This is a genomic window from Paenibacillus sp. IHBB 3054, assembly GCF_051594305.1.
Lineage (GTDB): Bacteria > Bacillota > Bacilli > Paenibacillales > Paenibacillaceae > Paenibacillus_AQ.
In genome coordinates this window covers 50,404-73,752 of sequence record NZ_JBOFBG010000013.1, presented here as the reverse complement: position 1 = coordinate 73,752, position 23,349 = coordinate 50,404, and the positions used below count along the sequence as shown (strand labels likewise).

The following is a 23,349-nucleotide window of genomic DNA, read 5'->3' as shown; positions in this document are numbered from 1 at the left end:
TGATACTGGCTGGGTGGTAGAAGCCGCTGCAATTTAGCTGAATGATGATGAGGCTTCGGGGGATAATTGCACTTTGTACATCTATTTCATTACTTTTTTAGCTTTATTGAGCTATAGTTGCATTCAATACAGCTATAAAAAGCAAAAGTGGCCCGCAGAGGAGCAATCGGCTATTTTTAGCTGCATGAACTACAACTATTTCACCAAAACGTTTGTCTCTGCCGTGAATAGTTGCAGTATATACACTTATGTCTGTCGGATAGCAGGCAACGTACTCGTATCCAAGCGGTTCAACCAAGTTATCCTTCCATAATTTTTAAGGCAATTGAAAATGTGGTAACCGATGCATCCCCTTGTTCCGCATTGCTGCGGTAAACATGGGGGATGTTTGCGTTCGAAGGGAGGGGGAGCACCGATAGAACCAAGGGTAGGCTTAAGACGAAGAGACTTTTAAAGATGCAATCAAGGATGGATACTCAAGTGCTCATTTTATTAAGTTTCTTTAGACCCTGCGTTTCTCATGTTGCCCTCGTACACCTTTGCTCCCAATGCCCGCGATGTTGAGGTTACCTCAATCCCACGATTTGATTTCCCCGTTACCCCATTTGCCCACGTACACTGTTGCTCCTAATGCCCGCGATGTTGAGTTTACCCTCAACCTCATGATTTCCCCGTGACCCCATTTACCCACGTGCATTGTTGCTTACGATCCCCGCGATACTAAGGTTACCGTCAAGCCTTGATATCCACGATCCTCCAGTTACCCATGTGTGCTGTGCTCATGATCCCCGCGTTGCTGATCCTACCCTTGTTCTCTTGATTCTTACGTTACCCAATGTCCAAGTTACGCCGTTGCTCACAATACCCAGTTACCCCAAGCACGCAACCCACACTCGTCATTCATTCATTCACTCACTCACTCACTCACCCATATTGTAGTCGACATCCCCCAAATCCTTATGACCCCCTCAAAAAAAAGGCTAGTCTCCGGGTTTACATTCGAACGGAAAGTGGTATAGTATAACTACAAGTTGCACTGAGGAAATATATTTGCATTATTGCAACAATGATTATCATTCTCATTTACCATGCTGTCCCGGCTGAGCCGGGGCAGCATGTGTCATTTTAAGGGCTTTAATAATGGCTCTCATTCTCAGTTGGCTGCTCTTCATCTTGTCAGGGACAGAATGCCAATGCTCCTAAACCAATCAGGAAGGTGATTTTTCATGCAAGCAACATCCAAACAAATGCCAAAACCAATAGCGCGCCAAGGCAACGCGCAGCAGCCCCGGACACCGGAGCCGCGACGTTTCGATCCGAAGGCTATGCTGGGCAATTCCGAAATGCAGGCTGCCCTGGGCAGCGGATTACTTATGCTGATTGCTTGGGCAACCAGCGGCTGGTCGGAAATCCTCTCAGTGCTGCTCTACGTGATCTCTTATACAGTAGGCGGCTGGATTAAAGCGAAGGAAGGTGTGGAGACACTGGTCAAGGAACGCGACCTCGATGTCAACCTGCTGATGATCGCTGCCGCTCTGGGCGCCGCTTCAATCGGCTACTGGAACGAAGGCGCGATGCTGATCTTCATCTTTGCACTGAGCGGCGCTCTGGAGAGTTATACCATGGAGCGCAGCAAAAAGGACATCTCCTCCCTGATGGCCCTGAAGCCGGCCACGGCGGTGCGCATTGAGCAGGGGGCGATGAACGAGGTTGCGATTGATCTTTTGGCCATCGGAGATTTGCTGCTGGTGCGGCCCGGTGAACTGATTCCCGCTGACGGTAAAGTGTGCCGGGGTGAATCGGCCGTCAATCAGGCTTCGATCACAGGCGAATCATTGCCGGTAGAGAAAACAGCCGGAAGTGAAGTGTTCGCCGGGACCGTCAACGGGGAAGGCCCGCTCTATATCGAAGTTACCAAGGCTGCAGAGAACACCCTTTTTGCCAAGATTATTAAGATGGTGGAAGAGGCGGAGAGCGAAGTGCCGGATTCACAGCGGTTTATTAAACGGCTGGAGTCGATTTATGCCCGGGTGGTTGTGGCTGCAACGGTTGCATTGATTGTATTGCCTCCTTATCTGCTGGACTGGAGCTGGAGTGATACTTTTTATAAAGCGATGGTCTTTCTGGTGGTGGCTTCACCGTGCGCGCTGGTCTCATCCATCATGCCTGCCATGCTGTCGGCCATTTCCAAATGTGCGCGCAAAGGCATCCTGTTCAAAGGTGGCGTGCACCTGGAGAATATGGCGCGGACGTCTGTGGTTGCTTTTGACAAGACCGGAACGTTGACTGAGGGAATCCCGCAGGTGACGGATTTTATTGCCGGAGAGGGATATGACCGGAGGGAGCTGCTGGCAGTCAGCGCATCCATTGAGAAATTGTCACGCCATCCGCTGGCGGAAGCGGTTGTCCGCATGGCTGAGGAGCAGCAGGTGGAGCTGTACAATATCCAGGAGAGCAAATCCGTAACCGGCTGGGGGATTGAAGGCACGGTTCAAGGCCAACAATGGAGAATCGGCAAATCCAATCTTTTGGATGAGCCGGCAGTTCAGAGGGATGACGAACCAGTACAACACTGGAAAACCTTGCGGCAGCAGTTCGAGGCTGAAGGAAAGACCGTGTCGCTGATTCTGGCCGGTGACAAAATCGCCGGGATGATTGCGCTGCAGGATACGGTGCGTCCTCAGGCGGAGGTTGCTGTGCGCAAGCTGCAGAAGCTGGGAATTAAGGTGGCTATGCTGACCGGGGACCGGGCAGAGGCGGCGCAGGCGATGGCAGCAAGAACGGGAGTGGACATGGTATTTGCCGATCTTTTGCCGGAGGATAAAGTAAGTCATATTAAAGCGCTCCGTGAGCAATATGGCCATGTGATTATGGTTGGTGATGGGGTCAATGATGCTCCGGCTCTGGCAACGGCCACCGTTGGCATGGGGATGGGTATGAAGGGCAGCGGTGCGGCGCTTGAGATTGCCGATGTGGTGCTGATGAACGATAATATTGAAGAGATTTCTTCGACCATTGCGCTGGCCCGCCGGTCGCAGCGTATTGTGAAGCAGAATATGATTTTTGCTGTTACCGTGATCGTCAGCCTGATGCTGGGCAACTTTTTGCAGGGGATCGCGCTCCCCTTCGGTGTTGTTGGTCATGAAGGCAGCACAATTCTCGTGATCCTGAACGGATTAAGACTTTTACGCTAATAAAAGCTGAAATCGACAAACCTACAGGGTATTCCGGAAATTTAATTGCTTAAAATTGAATTGTTCACAAAATGGGTACGATTACAGCGTGTCTGGCATATTGACAACTCCTTCTTGGGTGATCATAATAAGTACTACATTATAATAATTTTAATTAAGGGTTGACGCTTAACCGTCCATCTCAAGGAGGATATAGTCATGTACAAATCCATTATCGTTGGTACCGGACCGGCCGGACTGACTGCTGCTATCTATTTGGCCCGCGCCAACCTGAATCCGCTGGTGATTGAAGGTCCGCAACCGGGTGGTCAGCTTACCACTACAACGGAAATTGAGAATTTCCCCGGATTCCCTGAAGGTATTATGGGTCCTGAACTCATGGACAATATGCGTAAGCAGGCTGAGCGTTTCGGAGCAAAGTTTATTACAGGCTGGGTGAACAGCGTAGAGCTGGGAGATCGTCCGTTCAAGCTGAACGTTGAAGGTATGGGAACATTGACTACAGATACACTGATCCTATCGACAGGTGCTACGGCAAAATACCTCGGCATTCCCGGTGAGCAGGACAACATCGGACGCGGTGTCAGCACTTGTGCGACTTGTGACGGATTCTTCTTCCGCGGCAAAGAGATCGTCGTTGTCGGCGGCGGTGATTCCGCCCTTGAGGAAGCTGGCTTCCTGACCCGCTTTGCGTCAAAAGTTACCCTTGTGCACCGCCGTGAAGAGCTGCGCGCTTCCAAAATAATGCAGGAACGTGTCCGCGATAATGCCAAGGTTACTTGGGGGCTGAACCGTACTCCACTGGAAGTGACTTCCGGCGACAAAGGTGTGAACGGTCTGAAGGTTCTTAATAATGAAACCGGCGAAGAAGAATTCATTGAAGCCAGCGGTGTATTTGTAGCTGTCGGCCATCATCCGAATACTTCCTTCCTGGGTGGTCAAATTACAACGGATGCGAGCGGGTATATCGTGACCAATCCGGGCACCTCCGAAACCAATATTCCCGGCGTATTTGCTTGTGGCGACGTTCAGGATACCCGTTACAGACAAGCCATTACGGCAGCAGGCAGTGGTTGCATGGCAGCTATGGATGCTGAGAAATACATCGAAAGCCTGGAGCACAGTGCGGTTATTTTGTAACCCTCTATTTGGAATAAAAGGCACTCCGGTGCTACAATAGATACTACCCTGATCTATACTGTTCATATAAAATTAAGGAGGAGATCAACTATGGAAAATGTAATTGTATACACTTCAACCAATTGCCCGCATTGCCGTCAGGTGAAGAGCTTCCTGAGCGAGAAGGGTGTATCCTACGAGGAACGCAACATCGAGCAGAATGATGATTACGCGCAGCAGGTTTGGGATATGGGTATGAGAGCTGTACCTGTAACCGTCATCGGCGATTTCAAAATCGTAGGCATGAACAAAACGCAATTCGACAAGGCTTTGGCAACTGTATAATACAGCCTTTGCTCTTAAATAAGAGGATATCGGCCGCTTCCGAGATGGGGGCGGTCTTTGCGTTAACGGGCTTGTATCCATCCGAATCGTTCAATGTACATATGGATCTCTAACCGATGAAAGGATGCTGCGAACCTTGTTAATGAATTTAAAGGACTACAAGGATTATGGGGCAGTAAAACGTTTGCTGGCCGAGTGCATGTGGGCTGCCGATGAGGAGCTTGATGAGAAAATCGAGCAGGTGCTTGGGGGATATATTGCGAATGATTGTACAGAATTGCTGGGCTGCTTTGAGAATGGACGGTTGGCAGGGATCATCGGAATCATGCGGCATTCCAAAAAAGCGGCGGAGATCAGGCATCTTGCAGTTCAGGAGCAGTGGCGCGGGAAAGGGATCGGCAGAAAGATGGTAGAGGAACTCCGCAGAACTGCTGAATATGACACGATAACCGCGGAGACAGACCATGACGCCGTTGGGTTCTACAGGAATAGCGGATTTGCAGTTAAGAGTCTTGGGGAAAAATATCCCGGAGTCGAGCGATTCATCTGCAGTCTTTATCTAAATGACGCAGAACGCAGCTGAGGCAGTCCGGGGAGCAAGTTTCCGTACAAAAAATAGTCTGCTTTTGTGATGCCGGCTAGTTTTTGTACGGGCAGGAGCAAAGGGTTGGAAGCTCTCGCTTAAGCTTGGGTAAAGGACATGATTACTTGAAAAATAGCGTATACAACAACACCGCTGATAATAAGCATGAATCCCGATTTCTTCCTCGATTGGAACAGACGCAGTACACCGAGACTGACTAAAGGAGCAATGATGAGCAGCAGCAGCAGCACAGTGATGAACATCTGCGCTGAAAGATCAGACGTATCAACATAGGTCATAGACTCACTCTCGCTTTCAGAAAAAGGGGTGATGGTGACATATGTCACACAGTTACGACCTAATTATAAAGGATTGCCCTGCTTATTGCTGCACTTTGGGCTGCTTTAAATGCGGCAAATTTACGTCAATTTGTCTACAGGGTTACCCTGATATTGCCGAGAAAATGCATCACGGCCGAAAAGCCCGCACCGATCATGGTCCCGCGGCTGCCCAGCTTGGAAAAAGTGATCTCCAGCTGCTGCTTATGGTAGGGCAGTGTACGCTTAGCCACTACGCTGCGCAGCGGTTCGCCCAGCCAAGGCTCGGCCTCGGACAGGGCTCCTCCGATAACAATCAGCTCCGGATTGAAGCTGTTGATCAGATTCGTGACGCCAATGCCCAGATATTCGCCCATGGTTGAGAAGTGGCGCAGCGTATCCTCCTGCCCGTCCAGCGCATGGCGGACCAGTTCTGTGGTAGTGCGGGCAGGCAATGACAAGTTTGAGTTGTCATAGGTCTTCTCAGAGGCATACAGCTCCCAACAGCCCCGGCTTCCGCAACTGCAGGGTTTGCCTTCCGCTTCAATAGTCATATGCCCGGTTTCTCCGGCATATCCGCGGGCGCCCTTGTACAGCTCTCCCCCGATGATGATTCCCGATCCGATCCCTGAACCGGCACTGATATACAGCAGGTGGCGCACGCCCCGGGCTGCTCCGAAATTAAGCTCTCCCTGTGCACCCGCATTGGCTTCATTGTCTATCGTGACGGGAACAGCGAATGTACTTTCCAGAATGGAACGTAAATCCACCATCTCCCAGCCAAGGTTGGGGGCGAACAGCACCACGCCGTTCTCATCGACCATCCCCGGCACACCTACTCCGATTCCTACGATACCGTAAGGCGACGCGGGCGATTTGGTGATCAGTTCTGCAATGATAGCCTTCATCTGATTCACAACATAAGGGAAATCATGGGCATCCAAGCGGCAATCCCGCTCGTGAAGCACGCCGCCGTCCAGATCGCAGAGCACCGCCTTGAGCTGCTTTACGCGCAGCTCGATGCCGATGACGCTTCCCGCCATTTTGTTAAAATGCAGCATGAGCGGTTTGCGTCCGCCGCTGGATTCCCCGGGGCCGGCTTCAGTCACAAGCTCCTGTCCGCAAAGCTCGGCGACAAGGTTGGACACGGTTGCTTTATTAAGGCCGGTCATCTCGGAGACTTTGGCCCGGGAGACCGGAGAATGCGTGCGGATCATATGTAAAATAATCGACTTATTGATTTTTTTGACCAGCGCCTGGTCACCGGTAACTTTCACGAAGTACACTTCCTTTTTTGACAACGTTCTCATTAGAGTAGTATGCCACTTAGTCTAGAGTGATGTGCGGAAAAATGCAACAGGAAGCGACGGAAGAAAGCGCGGGGAAGAGGACTGCTCTTTCAATATATCAGAGGGAATTCAGGGTTTATTACAGGCTGTTCTGAGGCTTAGCAGCATTGTGTTCAAACGAATGGCAACGCATAGGCGATGCTGTCAAAGGGTACTTTATGGTCATGTTAAACGATAGAGCGGGCAGGGGACGGGTCTTTGGCTCTGCTTGCGGAGGACAAGAAATAGACAAATAAAAAGTTGTTTAAAACTTTGTTTAACCAATATACAAAGTTCTGGAGATGTGTTAAGATGATGCTGTAAACGCTTGCGGGCGAAGCAAAATATCGAGGAGGATTTTACAAATGGCTTATTTTGAAACAGTGAGCAAGATCTCTTACGAGGGAAGCCGTTCCACCAACCCTTTCGCATTCAAATTCTACAATCCTAAAGAAATCGTAGCCGGCAAAACCATGGAAGAGCACCTGAAGTTTGCAATGGCATATTGGCATACATTAACTGCTGGCGGTTCCGATCCGTTCGGCGCAGAAACTGCAATCCGCAGCTGGAATCACCTGAGTGGCCTGGACAAGGCTAAAGCCCGCGCAGAAGCGGCTTTTGAATTCATGGAGAAGATGGACCTGCCTTACTACTGCTTCCATGATGTGGACATCGCTCCTGAAGGCGCATCTTTGCGTGAGTTCTACAGCAACATTGATACCATCGTAGATATCCTTGAACAAGGCATGAAGACTTCCGGCAAGAAATTGCTGTGGAACACAGCCAACATGTTCACTAATCCGCGTTATATGCACGGTGCAGGCTCCACTCCTAATGCTGATGTCTTCGCACATGCAGCTGCACAAGTGAAGAAGGGTCTGGAAGTTGGTAAACGTCTGGGCGCACAAAACTATGTATTCTGGGGTGGCCGTGAAGGCTACGAAGAATTGCTTAACACAGATATGGGCCTTGAGCAGGATAACATTGCACGTCTGTTTAGCCTGGCTGTAGATTACGCTAAGGAAATCGGCTTCGACGGCCAATTCCTGATCGAGCCTAAACCAAAAGAGCCTACCAAACATCAATATGACTTCGATGCAGCAACAACAATTGCGTTCCTCCAGAAATATAACCTCGACAAGCACTTCAAGCTGAACCTTGAAGCTAACCATGCAACACTTGCCGGTCATACTTTTGAGCATGAACTGCGTGTAGCACGCACTAACGGCATGCTTGGATCGCTTGACGCAAACCAAGGCGATACTTTGCTGGGCTGGGATACCGATGAATTCCCGGTTAACATTTACGATGCAACTCTTACGCTTTATGAAGTACTCAAGAATGACGGACTTGGCAAAGGCGGAATCAACTTTGACTCCAAAGTACGCCGTCCTTCCTTCGAAGCTGAGGATCTGTTCCTGGCGCACATCGCCGGTATGGACACTTATGCCAAAGGCCTTAAAGTTGCCGCTAAATTGCTTGAAGACCGCGTATTTGAAGACTTCATCGCGAAACGTTACAGCAGCTTTAATGAAGGCGTAGGGGCAGACATCGTTTCCGGCAAAGCAACACTGGCTTCGCTTGCCGAATACGCACTGAACAACGAAAATCCGCGCCGCAATGAGTCCGGACGTCAAGAACTGCTCAGAGCTACTTTGAACCAATACATCCTGGCTGAGTAGGATTAGGGCTTGAGCTTACGGCTCAGACTTTAGTTCAGCCGATATTAACGCAACGGGGGTTGCTGAAGAGAGCATTCTTCGGCAGCCCCTTTTCTTGTAAATGGTGTTTCTTCATATAAATTTTAGGAGGATCAATATGAAATATGTAATCGGTGTAGACCTGGGGACCAGTGCGGTAAAGACTGTATTGGTTGATCCGCAGGGAAAGGTGGCCTTCGAGCATTCCGAAGCCTACCCGCTTAGCAGACCCCAGCCGAACTGGAGTGAACAGAATCCCGAGGACTGGGTGAAAGGAACGCTGGTCAGCCTCCGCCGTCTGATCGAGGTGTCTGGTGTAGATCCTTCGCAAGTGGACGGCATCAGCTTTTCGGGGCAAATGCATGGTCTGGTGCTGGTGGACAGCGAAGGCAATGTGCTGCGTCCGGCAATTCTCTGGAATGACACCCGCACTACGGCACAATGCCGTACAATCGAGAAGAAACTGGGAACAAAGCTGATCAACATTGCCAGAAACCGCGCCTTGGAAGGGTTCACACTGCCCAAAATCCTGTGGGTTCAGGAGAATGAGCCAGAGGTGCTGGCGCAAGCGCACCAGTTCCTTCTGCCGAAGGATTACGTGCGTTTCCGTCTAACCGGTGATTATGCGATGGATTATTCCGACGCGGCGGGTACATTGCTGCTGGACGTAGGTGCGAAGCAGTGGAGTGCGGAAATTGCCGAAGCTTTCTCACTTCCGGTCTCGCTGTGCCCTAGACTGGTAGAGTCCTTCGAACTGACGGGAACGCTGCTGCCTGAGATTGCTGAAGCCTCCGGTCTTCTGACATCCACTAAGGTATTTGCCGGCGGTGCGGATAACGCCTGCGGCGCGCTCGGCGCCGGTATTCTGGGTGAAGGCCGGACGATGTGCAGCATCGGCACTTCCGGTGTGGTCCTCTCCTATGAGAGCAACAAGGATCTTAATCTGGAAGGTAAGGTCCATTTCTTTAATCACGGGGAGAAGGATGCCTATTATATTATGGGCGTTACTCTTGCTGCGGGCCATAGTCTTACCTGGTTCAAAGAAACCTTTGCAGCGGAGAAGAGCTTTGACGAATTGCTGCAAGGTGTAAACGATGTGCCGGCCGGAAGTGGCGGGCTGTTGTTCACACCGTACATTGTTGGTGAACGCACACCGCATCCGGACGCAAATATCCGCGGCAGCTTCATCGGCATGGATTCCGGCCATACCTTGTCTCACTTCACCCGTTCGGTCTTGGAAGGAATTACGTTCTCCCTGCGCGAGTCGATTGAGATTGTGCGTGAATCGGGTAAGGAAATTACAGAGATTGTGGCTATCGGCGGCGGTGCGAAGAATGAGGCCTGGCTGCAAATGCAGGCTGATATTTTCAATGCGTCGATTATCAAGCTGGAGAGTGAACAGGGCCCGGCTATGGGTGCAGCAATGCTGGCTGCCTACGGCAGCGGCTGGTTCCCTTCCCTTGGCGCATGTGCAGAAGCTTTCATCCGTCCTGCAGAAGTATTTAAGCCGAATGCCGGGCAAGTGGCGGTCTATGATGGATTATTCAGTATTTACCAGGACGTATACGGCCAGACCCGCGAATTGAATGATAAGCTGGCTGCATACCGGAAATAATTGGGCTTGCAAGAATGGGGCTGACGATCTGTCCGCGATACCCGATAGGGCAGCGCTTGAGCTGTCCTTGCGGAACTACGCTTCTTAGGGGCTGAAGACTAATGATAAAAGTGCTGATTGTAGATGACGAGCCCAAGCTGAGGGAAGGGATGCGTACACTGATCCCTTGGGAAGAGCTGGGTTTCACCGTAGTGGCGACGGCGGCAAACGGATTCGAGGCGCTTGATAAGTTCCATAGCTTTGCTCCCAAGCTGATTGTCGCAGATATTCGCATGCCGGGAATGGACGGCCTGGAGCTGATTAATGAGCTGCGCAAAGAAAATGCTAACTGCCATGTACTAATTCTTAGCGGTCATGCAGACTTCGAATATGCCAAACGGGCAATATCCTACCATATTGACGGATATTTGCTGAAGCCGGTCGACGAAGAGGAATTGATCTCCTATCTTCATGATCTGCGCGTCACGATAAGCCAGGAGGAGCAGTTGAGCCAACTGCAGACGGATTTCCCGGTGCGCAGCAATGAAGCGCTGCTGCGCGAGCTGCTTCAGCCGCGCGAGAATGGTTTTGACACGGCTGAATCAGCAGCCGGGCTAGGGCTAACGGGGTGGAGCTGTGAAATTGTACTGCTTGAGCTGAAACGGGCGCAGAAAGGCGAAGACGGAAGTGAAGATCGTGTACGCAGCTTGCTGGAGCAGCATTGGCCGGCAGAGGAAGCATTGTTCTTCACCTTTCCTCCATATATGGGAATCCTGTTGAAGGAACCGCTCAAAGACGGGGATGCCCGCACAGCATTGTGGAATGACCTCAATAGAGTTATTTCCAAAGAGGGGTTGGATTTTTATGCCGCTTCCGGAGGCGGAGTTGCCGATCCGGAACTGGCAAGCCAGTCTTTTTCCGTAGCCCGCGAGCTGCTGGAGGCAGCTTTTTTCGGACGCAGGGAAATTCTCCTGAGCGGACAGCCAGATGAATGGCTGGTTCGGATCGAAGAGACTGAAGACATTGAGGAATCGGAACGCGATGAAGAGATGGAACTGCTGCTTGCGATTGAAACCGGGAGTAATGAAGCCATTAAGGCGCTGGTCGGGCAGATCATCCGCAAACTTGTTGCTGTAAAACGCAACGAGACGTATATCAAAGATAATCTGATCCGGATCATGAGCAGTACGATTGCCCGTCTGGAGGCAGCTACCCCAGACATCCGTTCCTTTATTGCGGGCAATCCTTCTCCGACGGGGGAAGTATACAGCAGTTATTATCTGAGCGATATCGAGAAGATGGCCGGGAACTACCTGGAGCAAATTTCGAAGCAGATGAACAGTGGCGGAAAGGGCGATGAGATTAAACGGATCACCGATTTGATCCAGCGCCGCTACAATGAGAACTTGAAGCTGGGGATGCTTGCGCAAATATTTAATTATAATAGCGCCTATCTGGGCAAAATGTTCAAGAACCAGATGGGCGAACATTTTAATACCTATCTGGACAAGGTGAGAATTGAGAAAGCGAAGCAATTTCTGACACAGGGCATGAAGGTGTATGAAGTTGCTGAAAGAGTCGGGTATATGAATTCCGATTATTTTAACGCCAAGTTCCGCAAATACGTTGGGGTATCCCCAACCGCCTACCGCAAGGATAATTAATCTTGGCCAGCGCACTTGCCGAACGATTAACGTGAGCATTATGATAGACAGGCTGTTCCCTATCTGCGGCAGATGAGGGAGCGGCCTGTTTGCCATGATTCGGGTGAACAGATTAGGGGAGGAGGGAACGTTATGAAAAATCTGGTGCGGATGATCAATAACATGAAGCTGAAATATAAGTTCATTCTGTTCTACATTGTAGTCGTTATGATTCCTGTACTGATTATAGGCATTGCCCTAACCGGGTATTTTCGCGGGGCTGCCTTGGACAGAGCCATTGACCAGGCAACCAATAATTTAGAGAAAATAAAAAGTCAAATGTCGAGCAAGCTTCGTGTGCCTACAGATATTTCGAATCTGCTTTATTTTGACAAGGATTTCAAGACTCTCGTCACAACGAAATACCCCGATATTTTGGAGCTGACGAAGGCTTATATAAACTTTACAGATTTCAAGGATTATATATTGCAGTATCGCGAACTCTCCAACATCCGTTTCTTTATTGATAACCAGACGCTGGTTGATAATATGTCCATCGCACCCCTGACTCCGGAGATTGAGTCCAGGTCATGGTATAAGAAGGTTGTGGGGACCAAAGGAATACACTGGCTGTACATCCCCGACAAAGAGGAATACAAAACCAGTGAAAAAGGGACCATTAATAAGTTAAGCCTCATCCGTCAGGTCCCTTATTCAGAATATAAGAAACCCGGTGTATTAATGGTGCAGGTAAATCCCGATGAGCTGAACGGAATGCTGTACCAGGAGCCCTTTGAAACGCTTATCACAGATGAGCAGGGATATATTACTGCCGCCAAGAACCGGGAGCTCGTAGGGACTACGCTGGATGCCTTTGATATCGATATAGACTTGAGTACGAAAACTAAAGGCGTGTTTAGAACCATGGTGAAGGGCGAAGATTCCTATGTTATTGTCGATGAGATGACTCCTTCGTTTAGCATCAGCCAGTTGAAGGTCATTACCGTATTTGAACGAAGCAGCATTCTTAGCAGTGCGAATAAAGTGAGCGTTCTGGGGCTGCTGATCATCGGCGGAGTACTGCTTGTTGCGCTGGTGCTTGTCTATACCATTTCTTTATTGACGACAAACCGCCTGCTCCGGCTCAGCCGCCAACTGAATCAGGTGGCTTTAGGCAACCTGAACGTAGTCTCCCATATCGATGGGACCGACGAAATAGGACAGTTGTCACGGCAGTTTAACTATATGGTGGGAAGCATAAACCGGCTGATCGCCCAGGTTATAGAGAGCAATGAGAAGAATAATAAACTGGAAATCGCCCAGAGAGAAATTAAATTGAAAATGATGGCCAGCCAGATTCACCCGCATTTCCTGTTCAATGCCCTGGAGTCCATCCGGATGAATGCCCATCTAAAGGGAGAAAAGGAGATCGCCAATATCGTCAGACTTCTCGGAAAGCTTATGCGCAAGAATCTGGAGGTAGGCAGAGAACGTGCGCCGATGAAGGAAGAGATTGAAATGATCCGCTCCTATCTGGAGATTCAGAAATTCCGGTATGAGGATAGGCTGATGTTTGAAATTGATTTCGACGGCAAAGCCGCGGATACCCTGATTCCGCCGCTGATCATTCAACCGCTGGTGGAGAATTCCGTTGTCCACGGACTGGAGAATAAAGAAGGAACGGTTAACGTGCGGGTGAGTGTCGTTTTGTCTGATGGTGAAATACAAGTGCTTGTGGCAGACGACGGTGCAGGAATGACAGAGAAGCGGCTGTCTGAAATTATAACCGTGATTTCGCAAGCCGAGGAAGAGCAGCGAAGCCGGATCGGTCTGCGCAATGTGCATCAGAGACTGGTCTTGTATTACGGGGAGAAGCATGGACTGAATATCGAAAGCGAGGAAGGGAAGGGCACAAAAATTTCCTTTTCCATTCCGGGTGATAGCGATTTCAAATAGCAGGTTGTTAAATGTCTAATTTACACAGGATTTTACGTGAAATCTGTCGGGTATTCGCTTACATTTGGGTGCGGTATGATATGAATATAAAAACGAAGGGGGAATAAGGAACGTGAAAGCGCTCACTGAAAACGGTGTTACAGCAAATGAAAGCGTAACCCCCCACCCACCTACGAAGCGGAAAAACGGATTTTGGAGTAGCGTACTGCAGCAAAAGTACTTGTATCTGATGTCTCTTCCTTTCGTGATCTGGGTATTCATTTTCAGCTATGTGCCCTTATGGGGATGGTTGATGGCATTTCAGAAATATAAACCGGCCAAGTCGTTTGGGGATCAGAAGTGGGTTGGATTGGATAACTTCAAAGAGCTTTTCCATGATGAACGCTTCTACCTTGTCCTAAGAAACACGCTTGCAATGAGCGGTCTGGGATTGGTATTTGGTTTCATTGTTCCGATCTTGTTCGCAGTCTTGCTTAATGAGCTGCGGGGAAACGTCTTCAAAAGAACGGTCCAAACGGTATCGTATTTGCCTCACTTTGTATCCTGGGTTGTAGTAGGCGGGATTGTCTACAAGACACTCGCGATCGACGGAGGGATCGTGAACGATTTGCTGATCTGGCTTAATGTCATTGATGAGCCGATCCAGTTCATGGCTAAAGGTAAATATTTCTGGGGGATTTTAACTGCATCCGATATATGGAAAGAAACTGGCTGGAATGCGATCATCTATCTGGCAGCGATTACAGGGATCGATAAAGAGCTGTATGAAGCGGCAAAAGTGGACGGGGCCGGAAGAATCAAGCAAATGTTCAACATTACATTGCCGGGTATCCGCACGACAATCACGGTTCTCCTGATTATGTCCATTGGACACCTTATCGGTATCGGCTTTGAGAAACAGTTCCAATTAGGCAATAACCTCGTAACCGATTATTCGGAAGTGCTGGATTTGTATGCGCTTAAATATGGTATTCAAATAGGACGCTTCTCCTATGGTACCGCAATCAGTATGTTCACCTCAGTAGTCAGTGTGATCTTGCTGCTTGTCGCTAACGGTGTAATGAAGAAAATTACTAAAGAAAGCATCATGTAAGGAGGGGATCTTAAGTGAGCAGCAAAGCTTTTCAAATGTCAAAGTCTGAACGTGTATTCGACATCTTCTTGTACATCTTTCTAGGGTTGGTCATGATTGTGACTCTATATCCCTTCCTGAACGTGCTGGCGATTTCCTTCAATGAATCTACAGACACCGTTCGAGGCGGCATATATATCTTCCCGAGAGCCTGGACGCTTGAAAACTACGAACGGATCTTCAGTTATACAGGTCTGATTCAGGGTTTCAAAATCTCGGTATTGCGGACCGTTTCCGGTACAATTCTCGGACTTGCAAGCTCCGCCATGCTGGCGTTTACGCTCAGCCGTCCGGATTTCCGGGCAAGAAAATTTGTTTCGGTATTCCTGGCACTGACCATGTACTTCTCCGGCGGTATGGTGCCTATGTACATTCTGATGAGAGATTTAAATCTGATCGGAACGTTCTGGATCTACATTTTGCCGGGTGCGGTTTCCGCGTTCAACGTATTCGTTATCCGTTCCTTTATGGATGGACTTCCTTTCGCCCTGCAGGAATCAGCTAAGCTGGACGGAGCCAATGACTTCATGATTTTCTACAAAATCATCTTGCCACTCTGTAAGCCAGTGCTTGCAACAATTGCACTCTTCCTGTCGGTAGGACAATGGAATGAATGGTTCTCAACCTATCTGTATAACGGTAACAAGCCGCATCTAACGACACTCCAGTATGAGCTGATGAAGGTTCTGTCGAGTACGAACCAGGGCAGCGGCATGGTAAATGCCAACGATATGGCCCAGCAGATGGCGCAAATTTCGCCAGAGTCCATTAAGATGGCTATCACCATTGTAGTAACGGTACCTATTCTTGTAGTGTATCCTTTCCTGCAGAAGTATTTCGTAAATGGTATGACACTGGGTGCAGTAAAAGCCTAACCCTGCTAGACAGGGCTAGGATAAGAGGGACGTATTTCTGGCAGGCAAATTGCCAAGCGGAATTACGTCCTGGCTTATCCGTTTATTAGTAGTAGCGGATTTATTATTATATGGATTTTGCAAACGCTAACAATGGTATATTCAGGTTTAGCCTGATATGCATAGATGAATAACACAAATTATCAAGGGGGATATCAAATGAAAAGCAAGAGCATTAAAACTGCTTTTACGCTCATGCTCATGAGCTCTATGTTGATCGCAGGCTGTGGCGGCAACAACAACAACAATGTTGTCAACACTCCTGCCGACAATGGGACAAAAAACACCGGCAACAATGCAGGTGCGAACCAGGCAGCTGACGATACTGCTATGGATACAAGCCCTTTTACTATCTCATTCTTTGGTGCGGATGCCAGTCCAAACTGGAATAAAATGCAGGATGATGTAGGTAAAGTAATTACTGAGAAGACCGGTGTAACGATTGAGGCTGAATTTGATGTCGGCAGCGGCGGCGGCGACCAAAAAATTGCTATGATGGCTGCCAGCGGTGACGTTCCTGATTTGATCTTCGCCAAAGGAAATCTTAGTACCCTGGTGGATGCCGGACTGGTTGTTGATATGACCGAACTGATCGATAAATATGCTCCGAACCTGAAAAAAGTATATGGCGATAACATGAACCGTCTGAAATACAGCCTGGATGACCAGAGTATTTATCAAATTCCTACAAACATGGGCGTCGGCCAGCAATCCTTCGACGCAACAGGCGGATTTGAAATTCAACATCGCGTACTGAAGGAACTGGGCTATCCTGAAGTGAAGACCTTGGCCGACTATGAAAAAGTGCTGAAGGATTATGTGGCGCTGCATCCGGAAACTGATGGACAGCCTACGATTCCGCTTACGCTGAATGCCGATGACTGGAAGATCATGATCACGGTTACGAATCCGGCTTTCACTTCAACAGGTGCACCGGATGATGGTGAATATTATGTGGATCCTGAAACGTTCGAAGCTAAACTTCACTATAAACGCCCTGAAGAAAAAGAATATTTCCGTTGGTTGAACGGCATGTACAACCAAGGTCTGCTTGATAAAGATACGTTTGTACAAAAAGATGACCAATACAAAGCCAAAGTAGCCAGCGGCCGCGTACTTGGCCTGATCTCTCAGGAATGGGAATATTCCGATGGTGAAAATGCTCTGAAAGCAGCCGGTAAAGATGAGTACACTTACGCTCACTTCCCTGTAACCCTGTCTGAAGAGTATAAAGATCATTCTTTCATGTCAACAGGTATCGACGGCTATGGTCTTGCGATTACAACTGCAGCTAAAGATCCTGTCCGTATCATCAAATGGCTGGACTGGATGTCTTCCGATGAAGGTCAGGTTTTGAGAAGCTGGGGTGTTGAGGGCAAGCATTACACTGTAAATGCAGATGGCAAGCGTGAAGTTCCAGCTGAAATTTCAGACAGAAAAGCCAATGATGCCGCTAACTTTCAAAAAGAAACCGGTATCGGACAATATCTGATTTTCGGTGCACGTTATGGTGATGGTGTGAAGGATTCTACTGACAACTATTACACTGCAACCTTCCCGGAAGAAATCGTAGCTGCTTACTCCGAAGCTGAGAAGGAATCACTCGCAGGATACAAGGCTACAACATGGAAAGATCTGTTCCCTAAAGAAGATGAATTCCCAGTCAAAGAAACCGGCGCTTTGTACAACATGCCTGTTCCAACTGACGGTCAATACCAAGTAATCTTCAAGAAGACCCAGGATATTGTTCGCAAGCGTATTCCTGAAGCCATCCTGTCGAAACCTGCTGATTTCGACAAAGTATATGATGCATTCCTTGCTGAGCTGGACAAAGCCGGCGCTCAGGATATGGAAAAAGAGTTTACAGAACTCGTGAAAAAGAGAGTATCCCTGTGGACCGGCAAAGACCTGTAAGCAGCTGATTGCTCTGCAAACAAATTAACGGTACAGCAAAGGCCCGACTTTTGTCAGGGTCTTTTGCTGTATTTTGAACTCTTAGGGAGGCGGGAAAATGAACAAAGAGATACAGGAGCATCCTTGGAAATTAATATACAACCAGCCTGCAGCAATCTGGGAGGAAGCACTGCCGCTTGGCAACGGACACATGGGTGCTATGGTGTTCGGCGGCACAGCCAGGGAACAAATTCAGCTGAATGAAGACACGTTATGGTCCGGATTCCCCCGGGATACCAACAATTATGAAGCGCTCCGATATTTGAAAAAAGCGCGGGGTCTGGTAACGGAAGGCAGTTATGCGGAAGCTGAAGAAACCATTAACGCCCGCATGCTAGGCGTAAATACGCAGGCCTATCTGCCGCTGGGAGATCTTTACCTGGAGCATGACGGTGCGGAGAATTTCAGCCACTATCAGCGTGAGCTGGATCTGGACAGCGGGATTGCCAAAGTGTCCTATCACACGGAGACGGGGGAATTTACCCGCGAAGCTTGGATCAGTGCACCCGACGGTGTATGTGTCATTCAGGCCAAGAGCAGTGTTAAGGGGGGCCTTAGGCTTGCGCTCTCTTTGGACAGCCTGCTAAAGCACTCCGTGGAGCCAAAAGGAGAAAACGGGATTGTCCTTAAGGGCAGCTGTCCTACACACATTGCGGATAATTATCATAAGGATCATCCGGGTGCCATTCTGTATGAGGATGGGCTGGGTCTGACGTTTGAGCTTCACCTGCAGGTAATTCTCACAGGAGGAAGCGTAGAGTACACAGATGGCAAACTTGTTATATCAGGGGCGGATAGTATGCAGCTGCTTCTTGCTGCCGGCACCGATTATGAAGAGCTGAGAAGCAAAGCGTCGCATCTCAAGAAGCGCAGCACCGCAAGGAATGGAAACATTCTGAGCACGGCAGAGAGCTGCGAAGCAAGACTGGCGGCAGCAGCTGCCAAGTCCTATGAAGAGCTGCGGGATCGTCATACAGAAGATCACAAACGAATCTTCCGCCGGGTCGACATGGATCTCGGCGGGCGGGAGAGAGACGGATTACCCACTGATGAGAGGCTCATGAAGTATAAGGCGGGAAAGGAAGATCCTGCACTTGAAGCGCTGCTGTTTCAATATGGCCGCTATCTGCTGATGGGAAGCTCCCGTACCGGCACGCAGGCTGCCAATTTACAGGGGATTTGGAACCATCATTTGACACCGCCATGGAACAGCAATTATACAACCAATATCAATACCCAAATGAATTATTGGCTGGCCGAGGTTGGCAATCTAAGCGAACTCCATGAACCTCTGATCGATATGATCCGGGAGGTCAGTGAAACGGGAGCCCGGACGGCGGCAGTTCATTACGGAGCCCGCGGCTGGGTAGCCCACCATAATGTTGATCTGTGGCGCAGTTCTTCTCCTTCAGGCGGAGATGCCAGCTGGGCATTCTGGCCGATGGGCGGCGTGTGGCTGTGCCGCCATTTGTGGGAGCATTACAGCTTTAATCCTGATGCTGCTTATCTGGCGGAGACTGCTTACCCGCTCATGAAAGGGGCAGCATTGTTCTGCCTTGACTGGCTGGTGGAAGGTCCGGACGGTCTTCTGGTAACGAATCCGTCCACTTCGCCGGAAAACCGGTTTATGACGAAAGATGGCCAGCCGTGCAGTGTCTCGATGGGCTCCGCGATGGATATGAGCTTAATCCGCGAACTGTTTGAGCATTGCCTCCATGCTGTACGGATTCTGGGCGTGGATTCGGAGTTTCAGCAGCAGCTGGAAGAAGCGCTCTCCCGGCTGTCTCCGCTCAAGATCAGCAATGACGGACGCCTACAGGAGTGGAACGAGGATTTCGCCGAATCGGAACCGGGACACCGTCATGTATCGCATTTGTATGGACTATATCCGGGAGAGTTCATCAATGGGCGGGATACTCCAGAGCTGTTGGAGGCAAGCCGCTTATCACTGCAGAAACGGATCGCCTCGGGAGGCGGACATACCGGCTGGAGCTGCGCTTGGCTGATTAACCTTTATGCACGGTTGAAGGATGGGGAGGCCGCTTACGGCTTTGTCCGCACGCTTCTGTCCCGCTCGGCTTATCCTAACCTGTTTGATGCCCATCCGCCTTTTCAGATTGACGGGAATTTCGGCGCGGCTGCCGGTATCGCAGAAATGCTGCTGCAGAGTCATCTGGGTGAAATCAGCTTGCTTCCCGCACTGCCGGACGCTTGGAAGAACGGAAGCGTCAAAGGACTTAGGGCCCGGGGCGGCTATGAGCTGGATATCGAATGGAGGAACCATAAGCTGGTTTCTGCGGTCATTGCTGCCAGCCGGGATGGGATTTGCCGCTTGAACTATCAGCAGCAGGAACTTAAGGTACAGCATCCTGACGGTACCTTATTGCCGGCAGGGAATGCCCTGGAAATGAAAGCGGGAGAAGTGTACCTGGTAACGGTTTGACGATCCATGACCCAATGATGCATAATTATAGATTGAATCGAAGAGACACTGCCCCCTGGCAGAGATTATCTGCGGGGGCAGTTTTTTTGCGTGCATATAGGAGTTTTCACTGAAAAAAGCCTTATCCTCCGGGTGTGTCGGGCCGATAATAGTGAATATGAAGCTTTTAGGCGGAATAAATTAAGCTAACGTGGGGTTTAAGGTTGTGCGGAGTAAATGTTCAGCATCTACTATAAAAGTACAAACCAATAAGTGGGCTATTACTTACAGCAGGGGGCACAGAAGCGATATGGGAAAGAAGAAACAACTGCCGTTGATGAAGGCTATTCTTGGAGGAATGCTGGTTTTTGCTGCGTTGCCGCCTGGTCTCTATTGGAGCTGGGGGCAGGCTTATGCTGCCGCTGATTCAGCATCGCTGCGCTCGGTAACCGAAATGACGCAGAAGCTGACCGCTGCGATGAATAACCGCAGAGAGACCATAACCTTTGCTTATCAGGGGAAGACGTCCAAGTTGAAGGCCCAGGTACAAAGCGCGATAGATCAGGCGATGGGCAGCGACCCGTATTTATACTACACCATTGACAGTTACGCATTTTCCTACCGGGGGAGCAGCAGCTCGGCTAATGTGACGGTACAGGTGGAATACCGCGAGACGCTGCAGCAGACAGCTTTTGTAAATAAACAGGTAAAAGAGATCTTGAAGCAGATCATACTGCCGGGAATGAATAATCACCAGAAGATAAAGGCTATTCATGATTGGGTCGTGCTGCATCTGAAGTATGATAACTCCTACAGCAAATACACCGCATATGAAGGACTTCAGAGCGGCAGTGCGGTATGCCAGGGTTATTCGCTCCTGACGTATAAACTATTGCTAGGCGCGGGAATACCCAATAAAATCGTTGAAGGAACGGCGAAGGCGGAAGGGAGAGCTGCCCAGTCGCATGCCTGGAACCTGGTGCAGCTGGAAGGGCGCTGGTACCACCTGGATACCACCTGGGATGATCCGACGCCAAATAAGGAAGGCACTCTCAGCACGGCTTACTATATGAGAACCGATGCCCAGATGCGCCTAGACCACAAGTGGACCAAGTCATACCCTGCTTCATCTGTCGGCTATGCTCAAACGTTGTCTGAACTGATCAGCCGCGGGGGTCCAAGCGTGGCTGTATATCAGGAGCTTGAGCGGAAGCTTGACTACAGTCTGTATCAGGAGGATTTGATTGTCAGCTCCGGCTCAGAGCTAATGCTGCTTGCCAAACAGGCCATTGCCTCCGGCCAGGCGTCCTTGTTGTTCCGCTACGACGGCAGCGAAAAATCGCTGAAGACTGATCTTCAGGAGCTGTATGCGCTTGAAATGGACCATCTTTCGTACAACAGCTCACCCTTCGACAACACGGGGGATCTGAAGGTATATGTGACTTGGGAATAATAATTACAGAAAAGGGATGCCCCTCGCCATTTTGGCGAAAGAGGCATCCCTTTGTTGCGTGAATAGGCGGTAACAGGTAGAATCCGCATAAATCGAGGAAGGATTCTACTCTGCGTGTGTGCTGAGATCGCATTTGTCGAGAGGGATGAGGCTGCTCTTTCTGAACCAGCCATAGCCCAGCCAAATCAAGAGGAATAGTGGCAGGCTGATATAAGAGACCAGAATACCGTACCAGTCGATCGAATCGCCTGTGAAGGCGCCCATATTCTGTCCGAATACGGCAATCAGACATAACGCGAAAGCAAACAGCGGGCCGAACGGGAACCATCTAGCCCGGTAAGGCAGCTCATCGAGTGAATGTCCCTGCTTCACAAAGGCGCGGCGGAAGCGGTAGTGGCAGATGGCAATCCCCAGCCAGTTGATAAATCCGCACATCCCCGAGGCGTTAAGCAGCCAGTTGTACACAGCGCCGTCGCCGAAGAATGAGGCGAGGAAAGCCAGCATACCGACGGCGGTGGTTACGAGAAGGGCACCTACAGGCACGCCGCGGCGGTTCAGCTTGCCGAGGGCGCGCGGAGCCATGCCATCCTTGGCCATAGCGTACAGGACGCGGGTGGAGGCGTACATCCCGGAGTTTCCGGCAGACAACACGGAGCTCAAGATGACAGCGTTCATGACGGAAGCGGCAATGGCCAGCCCTGCTTTATTGAAGACGATAGTGAAGGGGCTGACACCGATATCATCAATGCCGCCACGCAGCAGATCGGGATTCGTGTAAGGAATCAGCAGGCCGATCACGAGAATGGCGAAGATGTAGAAAATCAGAATGCGCCAGAATACCTGACGGATGGCGAGTGGAACATTGCGGCGCGGATTCTCGCTCTCACCCGCGGCAACACCGACCAGCTCCGTGCCCTGGAAGGAGAATCCAGCGGCCATAAACACACCGACAAAGGCGAAGAAGCCGCCGTGGAACGAGCTGCCTCCAAGCTGGAAGTTGCTGAAGCCTACAGCTTCACCGCCCATGATGCCGAAGATCATGAGTACACCGACCCCCAGGAAGACAATGACCGTGATGATCTTGATAATCGCGAACCAATATTCCGATTCGCCGTAGCCGCGCGAAGACAGGAAATTCAGGCCGAACATCAGCAGCAGGAACAGGAGACTCCAGAGCATCGAGGAACTCTCGGGGAACCAGTATTTAATGATGACGGTTGCTGCAGACAGCTCGGCGGCAATCGTAACCGCCCAGTTATACCAAAAATTCCAGCCAATGGCGAAGCCGAAGGCGGGGCTGACGAACCGGGTGCCGTAGGTGCTGAAAGATCCGGAATCCGGCAGATAGGTGGCCAGCTCTCCAAGGCTCGTCATCAGGAAATAAACCATAATACCAACCGCTGTATAGGCCAGAAGCGCTCCGCCCGGGCCGGATGAGGCGATGGCACCGCCGCTGGCCAGGAACAGACCTGTACCGATTGAGCCGCCTAAGGCGATCATTGTTAAATGCCTTGCCTTGAATGTTTTGCGCAGTGCCGTGGGGGCAGTGGAGCTGCCGTGACCCGCAGTCTGCTGCTTATCTCGCTTAGCTTGCATGAATAGGACACTCCTTCAGATGATCATGTTTCTGTTCATGAATAGGGAGTGCTGAGTCGCCGCCTTCCCTTTATAAGGAAGGGGCATCCTGAAAGCGCAA

16 protein-coding genes are annotated in these 23,349 nt (G+C 50.1%); 13 read left to right on the top strand and 3 right to left on the bottom strand.

The genetic code is table 11. The features are described from left to right. The first annotated feature begins 1,226 nt into the window (after positions 1–1,226). From ACQ76X_RS16355 to ACQ76X_RS16340, 4 genes are all read left to right on the top strand, one after another. Positions 1,227–3,194, top strand: coding sequence for a heavy metal translocating P-type ATPase (locus ACQ76X_RS16355; RefSeq protein ID WP_438495030.1), 1,968 nt, complete (start codon positions 1,227–1,229; stop codon positions 3,192–3,194). A 198-nt stretch (positions 3,195–3,392) separates the two neighbouring features. Beyond that, the gene (gene trxB, locus ACQ76X_RS16350) at positions 3,393–4,334 is read left to right on the top strand and encodes a thioredoxin-disulfide reductase (protein WP_341096458.1); all 942 of its coding nucleotides are present in this window, start codon (positions 3,393–3,395) and stop codon (positions 4,332–4,334) included. A 90-nt stretch (positions 4,335–4,424) separates the two neighbouring features. Continuing rightward, entirely contained in the window at positions 4,425–4,658 is a 234-nt protein-coding gene (locus ACQ76X_RS16345) for a glutaredoxin family protein (protein WP_038596638.1), read from the top strand. A gap of 142 nt (positions 4,659–4,800) precedes the next feature. Further along, positions 4,801–5,241, top strand: coding sequence for a GNAT family N-acetyltransferase (locus ACQ76X_RS16340; RefSeq protein ID WP_438495080.1), 441 nt, complete (start codon positions 4,801–4,803; stop codon positions 5,239–5,241). 98 nt (positions 5,242–5,339) lie between these two features. On the opposite strand, the gene ACQ76X_RS16335 is transcribed toward ACQ76X_RS16340, so the two are convergent. Together ACQ76X_RS16335 and ACQ76X_RS16330 are read right to left on the bottom strand one after the other, a co-directional pair. Next, on the bottom strand, positions 5,340–5,540 hold the full coding sequence (locus tag ACQ76X_RS16335) for a hypothetical protein (RefSeq protein ID WP_038596633.1): 201 nt from the start codon (positions 5,538–5,540) through the stop codon (positions 5,340–5,342). Between the two features lie 134 nt (positions 5,541–5,674). Continuing rightward, a complete protein-coding gene (locus ACQ76X_RS16330; RefSeq protein ID WP_438495029.1) occupies positions 5,675–6,835 on the bottom strand; it encodes an ROK family protein in 1,161 nt (386 codons plus the stop codon). Between the two features lie 416 nt (positions 6,836–7,251). Here ACQ76X_RS16330 and xylA point away from each other — a divergent pair, with 416 nt between their 5' ends. The 9 genes from xylA to ACQ76X_RS16285 all read left to right on the top strand — a co-directional run bounded on the left by xylA (position 7,252) and on the right by ACQ76X_RS16285 (position 21,653). Continuing rightward, on the top strand, positions 7,252–8,568 hold the full coding sequence (xylA, locus tag ACQ76X_RS16325) for a xylose isomerase (RefSeq protein ID WP_038596629.1): 1,317 nt from the start codon (positions 7,252–7,254) through the stop codon (positions 8,566–8,568). Between the two features lie 136 nt (positions 8,569–8,704). Beyond that, on the top strand, positions 8,705–10,201 hold the full coding sequence (xylB, locus tag ACQ76X_RS16320; protein WP_438495028.1) for a xylulokinase: 1,497 nt from the start codon (positions 8,705–8,707) through the stop codon (positions 10,199–10,201). A gap of 101 nt (positions 10,202–10,302) precedes the next feature. Beyond that, the gene (locus ACQ76X_RS16315; RefSeq protein WP_438495027.1) at positions 10,303–11,844 is read left to right on the top strand and encodes a response regulator transcription factor; all 1,542 of its coding nucleotides are present in this window, start codon (positions 10,303–10,305) and stop codon (positions 11,842–11,844) included. 132 nt (positions 11,845–11,976) lie between these two features. Continuing rightward, positions 11,977–13,779: a sensor histidine kinase gene (locus tag ACQ76X_RS16310; RefSeq protein ID WP_438495026.1), complete on the top strand. Its 1,803-nt coding sequence runs from the start codon at positions 11,977–11,979 to the stop codon at positions 13,777–13,779. Positions 13,780–13,891: 112 nt separating this feature from the next. Then, positions 13,892–14,872: an ABC transporter permease gene (locus ACQ76X_RS16305; RefSeq protein WP_438495025.1), complete on the top strand. Its 981-nt coding sequence runs from the start codon at positions 13,892–13,894 to the stop codon at positions 14,870–14,872. Between the two features lie 14 nt (positions 14,873–14,886). Beyond that, positions 14,887–15,786, top strand: a complete 900-nt coding sequence (locus ACQ76X_RS16300; protein ID WP_438495024.1) for a carbohydrate ABC transporter permease — start codon at positions 14,887–14,889, stop codon at positions 15,784–15,786. A 198-nt stretch (positions 15,787–15,984) separates the two neighbouring features. Continuing rightward, positions 15,985–17,739, top strand: coding sequence for an ABC transporter substrate-binding protein (locus ACQ76X_RS16295; RefSeq protein WP_438495023.1), 1,755 nt, complete (start codon positions 15,985–15,987; stop codon positions 17,737–17,739). Between the two features lie 97 nt (positions 17,740–17,836). Next, on the top strand, positions 17,837–20,221 hold the full coding sequence (locus tag ACQ76X_RS16290; RefSeq protein ID WP_438495022.1) for a glycoside hydrolase family 95 protein: 2,385 nt from the start codon (positions 17,837–17,839) through the stop codon (positions 20,219–20,221). A gap of 289 nt (positions 20,222–20,510) precedes the next feature. Continuing rightward, entirely contained in the window at positions 20,511–21,653 is a 1,143-nt protein-coding gene (locus ACQ76X_RS16285; RefSeq protein ID WP_438495021.1) for a transglutaminase domain-containing protein, read from the top strand. A 105-nt stretch (positions 21,654–21,758) separates the two neighbouring features. On the opposite strand, the gene ACQ76X_RS16280 is transcribed toward ACQ76X_RS16285, so the two are convergent. Beyond that, on the bottom strand, positions 21,759–23,249 hold the full coding sequence (locus ACQ76X_RS16280; protein WP_438495020.1) for an amino acid permease: 1,491 nt from the start codon (positions 23,247–23,249) through the stop codon (positions 21,759–21,761). Positions 23,250–23,349: the final 100 nt, after the last annotated feature.

What these genes read in the sequence shown, in the direction of transcription:
- ACQ76X_RS16355 (WP_438495030.1), top strand. Translation starts at nt 1,227, where the DNA reads ATGCAAGCAACATCCAAACAAATGCCAAAACCAATAGCGCGCCAAGGC.
- trxB (WP_341096458.1), top strand. Translation starts at nt 3,393, where the DNA reads ATGTACAAATCCATTATCGTTGGTACCGGACCGGCCGGACTGACTGCT.
- ACQ76X_RS16345 (WP_038596638.1), top strand. Translation starts at nt 4,425, where the DNA reads ATGGAAAATGTAATTGTATACACTTCAACCAATTGCCCGCATTGCCGT.
- ACQ76X_RS16340 (WP_438495080.1), top strand. Translation starts at nt 4,801, where the DNA reads ATGAATTTAAAGGACTACAAGGATTATGGGGCAGTAAAACGTTTGCTG.
- ACQ76X_RS16335 (WP_038596633.1), bottom strand. Translation starts at nt 5,540, where the DNA reads ATGACCTATGTTGATACGTCTGATCTTTCAGCGCAGATGTTCATCACT.
- xylA (WP_038596629.1), top strand. Translation starts at nt 7,252, where the DNA reads ATGGCTTATTTTGAAACAGTGAGCAAGATCTCTTACGAGGGAAGCCGT.
- xylB (WP_438495028.1), top strand. Translation starts at nt 8,705, where the DNA reads ATGAAATATGTAATCGGTGTAGACCTGGGGACCAGTGCGGTAAAGACT.
- ACQ76X_RS16315 (WP_438495027.1), top strand. Translation starts at nt 10,303, where the DNA reads ATGATAAAAGTGCTGATTGTAGATGACGAGCCCAAGCTGAGGGAAGGG.
- ACQ76X_RS16310 (WP_438495026.1), top strand. Translation starts at nt 11,977, where the DNA reads ATGAAAAATCTGGTGCGGATGATCAATAACATGAAGCTGAAATATAAG.
- ACQ76X_RS16295 (WP_438495023.1), top strand. Translation starts at nt 15,985, where the DNA reads ATGAAAAGCAAGAGCATTAAAACTGCTTTTACGCTCATGCTCATGAGC.
- ACQ76X_RS16290 (WP_438495022.1), top strand. Translation starts at nt 17,837, where the DNA reads ATGAACAAAGAGATACAGGAGCATCCTTGGAAATTAATATACAACCAG.
- ACQ76X_RS16285 (WP_438495021.1), top strand. Translation starts at nt 20,511, where the DNA reads ATGGGAAAGAAGAAACAACTGCCGTTGATGAAGGCTATTCTTGGAGGA.
- ACQ76X_RS16280 (WP_438495020.1), bottom strand. Translation starts at nt 23,249, where the DNA reads ATGCAAGCTAAGCGAGATAAGCAGCAGACTGCGGGTCACGGCAGCTCC.